The sequence below is a fragment of the Streptomyces sp. NPDC060184 genome (genome assembly GCF_042728795.1).
GTDB lineage: Bacteria > Actinomycetota > Actinomycetes > Streptomycetales > Streptomycetaceae > Streptomyces.
This window is the reverse complement of the sequence record NZ_JBHWYX010000066.1, coordinates 21,373-27,705: the sequence shown is the minus strand read 5'-3', so window position 1 is coordinate 27,705 and position 6,333 is coordinate 21,373. Positions and strand designations below refer to the sequence as shown.

Genomic DNA, 6,333 nt, shown 5'->3' with positions numbered 1-6,333 from the left:
CCTATAACCCCGGGCGCCCCCCGCCCCACGGGCGGCGGCGCGTGGGGGGGGCGCGGGGCCGGGGGGGGGGGGGGGGCCCCGCGGCGGGTCCGGCGGTCTTCGACACTTAGGCCTTCGTCACTTCACCACGAGCGAGGTCCACGTCTGGACCCAGCTCTCACGGTTGGCGGCGATCTTCGCCGGGTCCACGGTGAACGGCTTGTCCACGGTGGCGCCGAACTTGGTGTAGACCTCAGGCAGCTTCACGTCCTTGACGACCGGGTCGACGAACATCTGGAGCGGCATGTCCTCCTGGAACCTCTTGCTGATCAGGAAGTCCAGCAGCGCCTTGCCGCCCGCCTCGTTCTTCGCCCCGTCCAGCAGACCGGCGAACTCGATCTGGCGGAAGCAGGTCGCGGTGGCGACGCCGGTGGGAGCCTCGGCGGGCTGCGGGTCGGCGTAGTACACCTCGACGGGCGGGCTGGAGGCGTAGGAGACGACGAGCGGGCGGTCACCGTTGGCCTTCTTGCCGCCCGCGGAGCCGGAGAACTCCTCGTTGTACGCCTGCTCCCAGCCGTCGACGACCTTGACGCCGTTGGCCTTCAGCTTCTTCCAGTAGTCCTGGTAGCCGTTCTCGCCGGAGTCGGCGATGGTGCCGAGCAGGAAGCCGAGACCGGGCGAGGAGGTGGCGGCGTTCTCGGTGACCAGGAGGTTCTTGTACGCGGGCTTCAGCAGGTCCGCGAAGGAGTGCGGCGGGTCCAGCTTCTTGTCCGCGAAGTACTTCTTGTCGTAGTTGACGCAGATGTCGCCGGTGTCGATCGGGGTGACCCGGTGCTTGGCGTCGAGCTGGGTGTCGGCCGCGACGGCGTCCAGTCCCTTCGCCTTGTACGGGGTGAAGAGGCCCTGGTCGAGGGCGCGGGAGAGCAGCGTGTTGTCGACGCCGAAGAAGACGTCGCCGCGCGGGGAGCCCTTGGTGAGGATCTCCTGGTTGAGGGCCGCTCCGGCGTCGCCGCTCTTGAGGACCTTGACCGTGTAGCCGGTCTCCTCGGTGAACGCCTTGAGCACGTCGTCCGAGGCGGCGAAGGAGTCGTGGCTGACCAGGGTGACGGTCTTGGAGCCCTTGGAGGCACCCGAGCCGGCCGTGTCGTCGTCGGAGCTTCCGCAGCCGGCGAGCGCGGTGACGCCGAGCGCGGCGGCGAGCGCGGTCGCCGCGTACTTCGTCGTGGTGTGCATGTGATTCCTCCTGGAGGTGACCAGGAAGAGACGCGGCCCCGCGCGCTCCGGCGGACACCGGAAGCGGGCAGGGCGCAACAGCTCGAGTAATGACCGAACTTCCTACCCGGAATGACCCGGGCGAGGTTCAGAGGGTCTGCGGCCATCCGTTCTCCGGTGCCGCACTCTCAGCGCTGTGGCGCTCCCCTGTCGGAATATGAAGTTGAATGCGGGGCCCAGGCTACACGGACCCCGGGTGGGGCTTTTGCCCGGTCAGGCCGACAGCGGCGGCCCGACCGGGACGGTCCCGAAGGCCCGGCTCAGCGCTCGGCGGCGGCCAGCTGTCCGCAGGCGCCGTCGATCTCCTGGCCACGGGTGTCGCGCACCGTGACGGGCACCCCGTGGGCCGCGATGGCCTCCACGAACGCCTTCTCGTCCTCGGGACGGGAGGCGGTCCACTTGGAGCCGGGCGTCGGGTTGAGCGGGATGAGGTTGACGTGCACCCGCTTGCCCTTGAGCAGCCGGCCGAGCCGGTCGCCCCGCCAGGCCTGGTCGTTGATGTCGCGGATCAGGGCGTACTCGATGGAGATCCGGCGACCGGACTTCTCGGCGTACTCCCACGCGGCGTCGAGCACCTCGCGTACCTTCCAGCGGGTGTTCACGGGTACGAGGGTGTCGCGGAGCTCGTCGTCCGGGGCGTGCAGCGACACGGCGAGACGGCACTTGAAGCCCTCGTCGGCGAAGCGCAGCATGGCGGGCACCAGGCCCACGGTGGAGACGGTGATGCCGCGCTGGGAGAGGCCCAGGCCGTCCGGCTCCGGGTCGGTCAGCCGGCGGATGGCGCCGACGACGCGGTTGTAGTTGGCCAGCGGCTCCCCCATCCCCATGAAGACGATGTTGGAGAGGCGCGCGGGCCCGCCCGGCACCTCGCCGTCGCGCAGCGCCCGCATACCGTCCACGATCTGGTGCACGATCTCGGCGGTGGAGAGGTTCCGGTCGAGACCGGCCTGTCCGGTGGCGCAGAACGGGCAGTTCATCCCGCAGCCGGCCTGTGACGAGATGCACATCGTCACGCGCTCGGGGTAGCGCATGAGGACGGACTCGACCAGCGTCCCGTCGTGCAGCTTCCAGAGCGTCTTGCGGGTGGTGTCGTCGTCGCAGCTGATGTGGCGGACCACGGACATGAGGTCCGGGAACAGCGCTTCTGCGAGCTTGTCCCGCGATCCGGCGGGGATGTTCGTCCACTCCGACGGGTCGTGCGCGTACCGCGCGAAGTAGTGCTGCGAGAGCTGCTGCGCGCGGAACGGCTTCTCGCCGGTCGCGGCGACTGCTTCCTTGCGCTCGGCGGGCGTGAGGTCGGCGAGGTGGCGCGGGGGCCTCTTGGCTCCGCGGGGCGCGACGAAAGTGAGTTCTCCGGGCTTAGGCATGGTTCTTCCAGTGTCGCAGACGCGACGCGAAGGGCCCGCCGTCCTGTGGACAGCGGGCCCTTCGCGCGTGAAGACGCAGGTGGAGCGGGGTGCGCGGAGGCGTTCCGGCCGGCGGGACACGGCGCGTGCGCCACAGCCGGAACGTATCGCCCGACGCGTCAGCCGCTGCCGACGAACAGCACCAGCAGCAGCCAGACCACCGGAGCGGTCGGCAGCAGCGAGTCCAGCCGGTCCATGATCCCGCCGTGACCGGGCAGCAGCGTGCCCATGTCCTTGATGCCGAGATCGCGCTTGATCATGGATTCGCCGAGGTCGCCGAGGGTGGCGCTGGCGGCGACCGCGAGTCCGAGCAGCAGGCCCTGCCACCAGGAGCCGTCGTCGATCAGGAACTGCACGCACAGCGCACCGCCCACCATCGCGAAGGCGATGGCCCCGAACAGACCCTCGCGGGTCTTGCCGGGGCTGATGCGCGGGGCGAGCTTGTGCTTGCCGAACCGCCAGCCGACCGCGTACGCGCCGGTGTCGCTGACCACGGTCAGTATCAGGAAGGTCAGCACCCGCCAGGGTCCGTCGTCCGCGGCCAGCATCAGCGCGACGAACGTCGCCAGGAACGGTACGTAGAACGCGGCGAAGACACCCGCGGTGACGTCCCGCAGGTATCCGTCCGGCTTCTCGGTCATCCGCCAGACGAGTACGGCCAGCGAGGTGAGCGCCATCGCGATCCACGCGCCGTCCGCCCCCCACACGTAGCCGGCCACGACCATGGCGGCGCCGCCCACCGCCAGCGGGACGAGCGGAGCCTTGATCGACTTCCGCTCGGCCAGCCGGGAGGTGAGCTCCCAGAGGCCGACGACGACGGCGACGGCGATGACACCGACGAAGACGGCCTTCACGACGAACAGCGAGGCGATGACGACGGCGCCGAGACCCACGCCGACCCCTATGGCGGCCCGCAGGTCACGCCCCGCCCGCTTCTTCTGCGGTGCGGGGGGCGGGGCGGGCGCGGGTGCCTGCGGCACCTCGTCGCGGAACAGGGGGCCACTGATGTGCGTGGCGTCCCCGTCCCGGCCGTCGTGGTCGTCTGCGTCGTCTCTACCTGCGTCGGGAGTGTCCGGCACGATGGGCATGGGCCGAGTCTGCTGGGCGCCGTGCGCATCGTGGGCAGGACCCGCCGGAGCGGCCCCGATCTCGGACGTGCCCCAGTAGCCGGCTCCCTGCGGGGCGCCCCAGGAGGAGTCGTTCATCAGACTTCGAGCAGCTCGGCTTCCTTGTGCTTCAGCAGCTCGTCCACCTGCGTGACGTACTTCGCGGTGGTGTCGTCGAGCTCCTTCTCCGCGCGGCGCACCTCGTCCTCGCCGGACTCCTTGTCCTTGACGAGCTTGTCGAGCGCCTCCTTCGCCTTGCGGCGGATGGAGCGGATCGAGATCTTGGAGTCCTCGGCCTTGGTCTTGGCGACCTTGATGTACTCCTTGCGGCGGTCCTGGGTGAGCTCGGGGAAGACCACCCGGATGATATTGCCGTCGTTGCTGGGGTTGACGCCCAGGTCGGAGTCACGGATCGCCTGCTCGATGTTGCGCAGCGCGGTCTTGTCGAACGGCGTCACCACGGCCATCCGCGGCTCGGGAACCGAGAAGGAGGCCAGCTGGTTGATCGGGGTCAGCGCGCCGTAGTAGTCGGCGACGATCTTGTTGAACATCGCCGGGTGCGCGCGGCCGGTCCGGATCGCGGCGAAGTCCTCTTTCGCCACGACAACGGCCTTCTCCATCTTCTCCTCGGCTTCGAGGAGGATTTCTTCGATCACCACGTGCTCCTGCGTGTCTTGAGTGGGCCCGGCATCGTCATCGCCGGGCCCTGCGGGTCCTGCGTCGCGTCCTCACCTGCACGGTGTCCGACCGGCAGGCCGTTGTCCATCCGTGGGCCGTCAGGCCCGGGTGCTCTCGTCACTCACGAGCGTGCCGATCTTCTCACCGTTGACAGCGCGGGCGATATTGCCCGCGGCGGTCAGCTCGAAGACCAGGATCGGGAGCCGGTTGTCGCGGCAGAGCGTGATCGCGGTGGCGTCGGCGATCTTCAGATCGCGGGCGAGCACCTCGCTGTACTCCAGCGCGTCGAACTTCACCGCGCCGGGGTTGGTCTTCGGGTCGGAGTCGTAGACCCCGTCGACGCCGTTCTTGCCCATCAGAAGCGCCTCGGCGTCGATCTCCAGGGCCCGCTGGGCAGCGGTGGTGTCGGTGGAGAAGTACGGCATGCCCATGCCGGCGCCGAAGATCACGACGCGTCCCTTCTCCAGGTGCCGCACGGCGCGGAGGGGAATGTACGGCTCGGCGACCTGGCCCATGGTGATGGCGGTCTGCACGCGCGAGTCGATGCCCTCCTTCTCCAGGAAGTCCTGGAGCGCCAGGCAGTTCATCACGGTGCCGAGCATGCCCATGTAGTCGGACCGGGCCCGGTCCATGCCGCGCTGCTGGAGCTCGGCGCCGCGGAAGAAGTTGCCGCCGCCGATGACGACGGCGATCTCCGCACCGTCGCGCACCACTGCGGCGATCTCACGGGCGATGGCGTGCACGACGTCGGGATCGACTCCGAGTCCGCCGCCACCGGCGAAGGCTTCACCGGACAGCTTCAGCATGAAGCGTCCGGACACCTTCTCGTCGCGCTTGTGGTCAACCTGTTTGGCGTCCGCGCCCTTGTCCATGGAAATTCTCCTCGTGCACATACGAAGAAGGCCATTGCCGGTGGGTCTGGTGTCCCTCTGCGGCAATGGCCTCCTCGTCAGATCTGCGGTCGCTCGGCAGGTGTGCGGCCGACGACTGCATCAGACCCTATCCGGGTCCACCGTCATTCGCGGACGGGACTCAGATGCCGACCTTGATGCGCGTGAAGCGCTTCAGGGAGACACCGGCCTCGTCGAGAACCTTCTGAACCGTCTTCTTGGCGTCCTTGGCGAAGGACTGCTCCACGACGACGACGTCCTTGAAGAAGCCGTTGACGCGACCCTCGACGATCTTCGGGAGGGCGGCCTCGGGCTTGCCCTCCTCACGCGAGGTGGCCTCGGCGACACGACGCTCGTTCTCGACCGTCTCGGCCGGGACCTCGTCGCGGCTGAGGTACTTCGGGGCGAAGGCGGCGATGTGCTGCGCGACGTCCTTGGCAACCTCGGCGTTCGGCTTGTCCAGCTCGACGAGCACGCCGACCTGCGGCGGGAGGTCGGGCATGGTGCGGTGCATGTACGCGGCCACGTAACCGCCGGTGAACTGCGCGAAGCGGTCCAGGACGATCTTCTCGCCGAGGTTGGCGTTGGCCTCGTCCACGTACGCCTGGACGGTCTTGCCGGCCTCGATCTCGGAGGCGAGCAGCGCGGCCAGGTCGGCCGGGGAGGTCGCGGCGACGTGCGCGGCGAGCGTGTTGGCGACGGCCTGGAACTTCTCGCCCTTGGCGACGAAGTCGGTCTCGCACTTCAGCTCGAGCAGAACGCCGGAGGTCTTGTCGTCGGAGATGAGCGAGACGACCGCGCCGTTCTCGGCAGAGCGGCCCTCGCGCTTGGCGACGCCCTTCTGGCCCTTGATACGGAGCGCCTCGACGGCCTTGTCGACACTGCCGTCGGCCTCGTCGAGCGCCTTCTTGCAGTCCATCATGCCGGCGCCGGTGAGCTCGCGGAGCTTCTTGACGTCAGCGGCGGTGTAGTTCGCCATGAGTCTGTGTTTCTCTCTCGAAG

General features: G+C 68.9%; 6 protein-coding genes and 1 riboswitch. All 6 genes read right to left on the bottom strand.

What is annotated here, in order from left to right; translation table 11 throughout:
- Nucleotides 1-117 precede the first annotated feature (117 nt).
- Entirely contained in the window at nt 118-1,212 is a 1,095-nt protein-coding gene (locus ACFWEE_RS30505) for a thiamine ABC transporter substrate binding subunit (RefSeq protein ID WP_386894069.1), read from the bottom strand.
- Nucleotides 1,213-1,293: 81 nt separating this feature from the next.
- Nucleotides 1,294-1,410, bottom strand: a riboswitch (TPP riboswitch).
- 101 nt (nt 1,411-1,511) lie between these two features.
- On the bottom strand, nt 1,512-2,618 hold the full coding sequence (rlmN, locus tag ACFWEE_RS30500; protein ID WP_386894067.1) for a 23S rRNA (adenine(2503)-C(2))-methyltransferase RlmN: 1,107 nt from the start codon (nt 2,616-2,618) through the stop codon (nt 1,512-1,514).
- A gap of 158 nt (nt 2,619-2,776) precedes the next feature.
- Nucleotides 2,777-3,862, bottom strand: a complete 1,086-nt coding sequence (locus tag ACFWEE_RS30495) for a phosphatidate cytidylyltransferase (protein ID WP_386894065.1) — start codon at nt 3,860-3,862, stop codon at nt 2,777-2,779.
- Nucleotides 3,862-4,419, bottom strand: coding sequence for a ribosome recycling factor (gene frr / locus ACFWEE_RS30490; protein ID WP_327178244.1), 558 nt, complete (start codon nt 4,417-4,419; stop codon nt 3,862-3,864). The genes ACFWEE_RS30495 and frr overlap by 1 nt, the downstream gene beginning before the upstream one ends.
- Before the next feature lie 120 nt (nt 4,420-4,539).
- Nucleotides 4,540-5,313: a UMP kinase gene (gene pyrH / locus ACFWEE_RS30485; RefSeq protein WP_327178243.1), complete on the bottom strand. Its 774-nt coding sequence runs from the start codon at nt 5,311-5,313 to the stop codon at nt 4,540-4,542.
- Nucleotides 5,314-5,473: 160 nt separating this feature from the next.
- Nucleotides 5,474-6,310, bottom strand: coding sequence for a translation elongation factor Ts (gene tsf / locus ACFWEE_RS30480; protein ID WP_386894062.1), 837 nt, complete (start codon nt 6,308-6,310; stop codon nt 5,474-5,476).
- Nucleotides 6,311-6,333: the final 23 nt, after the last annotated feature.